At 48.4% G+C, this 1542-nt stretch carries 1 protein-coding gene; it reads left to right on the top strand.

Annotated features, from left to right (window positions below):
• The coding region (locus A3750_RS24305; RefSeq protein WP_255374903.1) for an aconitase family protein at positions 1–1542 on the top strand (1542 nt) is incomplete at both ends.

The following is a 1542-nucleotide window of genomic DNA, read 5'->3' as shown; positions in this document are numbered from 1 at the left end:
CAGCCGAAACCCTCGGTATTGAGGCTCCTGATGTTTACGCTGCATCTAAAGAAATTTCTCACGAAGGCCAAGGTCTTACAGCTGTTGAGAAAATATTCAACCGTAATGCGGTAGGTGTAAAATCTACCACACCTCTTCACACCGGCTCTGACGTTCGCGTGAAGGTTAACATTGTCGGTTCTCAGGACACGACTGGCCCGATGACTTGTCAGGAACTGGAAGCCATGGCGGCTTCGACGATTTCTCCAAGCGTCGATGGTGCATTCCAGTCTGGCTGTCACACCGCTTCGGTATGGGACAGCAAAGCAAAGGCGAACACGCCTAAGCTAATGGCGTTCATGAATGCGTTCGGCGTGATCACAGCACGTGATCCGAAAGGCGTTTACCATTCAATGACAGACGTTATTCACAAAGTATTGAACGACATTACTGTTGACGATCGCGCAATCATCATCGGTGGTGACTCGCATACTCGTATGTCTAAGGGCGTCGCGTTTGGTGCTGACTCTGGTACGGTTGCTATCGCGCTTGCAACTGGCGAATGTGCAATGCCAATCCCTGAGTCTGTAAAAGTAACATTTAAAGGCAGCATGAAGTCTCACATGGACTTCCGCGACATCGTACACGCAACGCAAGCTCAAATGCTTAAGAAGTTCGGCGGCGAAAACGTCTTCCAGGGTCGCGTTATCGAAGTACAAATCGGCACTCTATTAGCAGACCAAGCGTTCACGTTCACCGATTGGACTGCAGAAATGAAAGCGAAAGCTTCGATCTGTATTTCTACAGACGACACGTTAATTCAGTCTCTAGAGCTCGCAAAATCTCGTATCCAAATCATGATCGACAAAGGCATGGATAACGATGCCAAGATGTTACAAGGCCTAATCGACCTAGCAGACAAGCGTATTGCTGGCATCAAGTCTGGTGAAGAACCAGCGCTTGCTCCAGATGACAACGCGAAGTACTACGCTGAGTTGGTTGTTGACCTAGATGCAATCGAAGAACCGATGATTGCTGACCCAGACGTTAACAATGAAGACGTATCTAAGCGTTACACGCACGACGTAATCCGTCCTACGTCATACTACGCGGATCGTAAAGTTGACTTAGGCTTTGTTGGCTCTTGTATGGTGCATAAAGGCGACATGCAAATTATCGCTGCGATGCTTCGCAACCTGGAGAAGAAAGGCCCTATTACATTCAAAGCGCCTCTTGTTGTTGCTCCACCAACATACAACATTGTTGATGAGCTAAAAGCGGAAGGCGATTGGGATATCCTAGCGAAATATGCAGGCTTCGTTTTCGATGATGAGCATCCAAAAGAAGCAGCGCGTACTCAGTACGAAAACATCCTTTATCTTGAGCGTCCTGGATGTAACCTGTGCATGGGTAACCAAGAGAAAGCTGCACCTGGTGACACCGTCATTGCGACATCTACTCGCCTGTTCCAAGGCCGTGTTGTTGAGGACTCCTCAGAGAAGAAAGGCGAATCGCTATTAGGTTCGACCCCAATGGTTGTTCTCTCGACTGTCTTGGGTCGTT

The organism is Oleiphilus sp. HI0079 (genome assembly GCF_001635105.1).
Note: the sequence above shows the minus strand (reverse complement) of the source record. Positions and strands in the feature narration are given on the sequence as shown.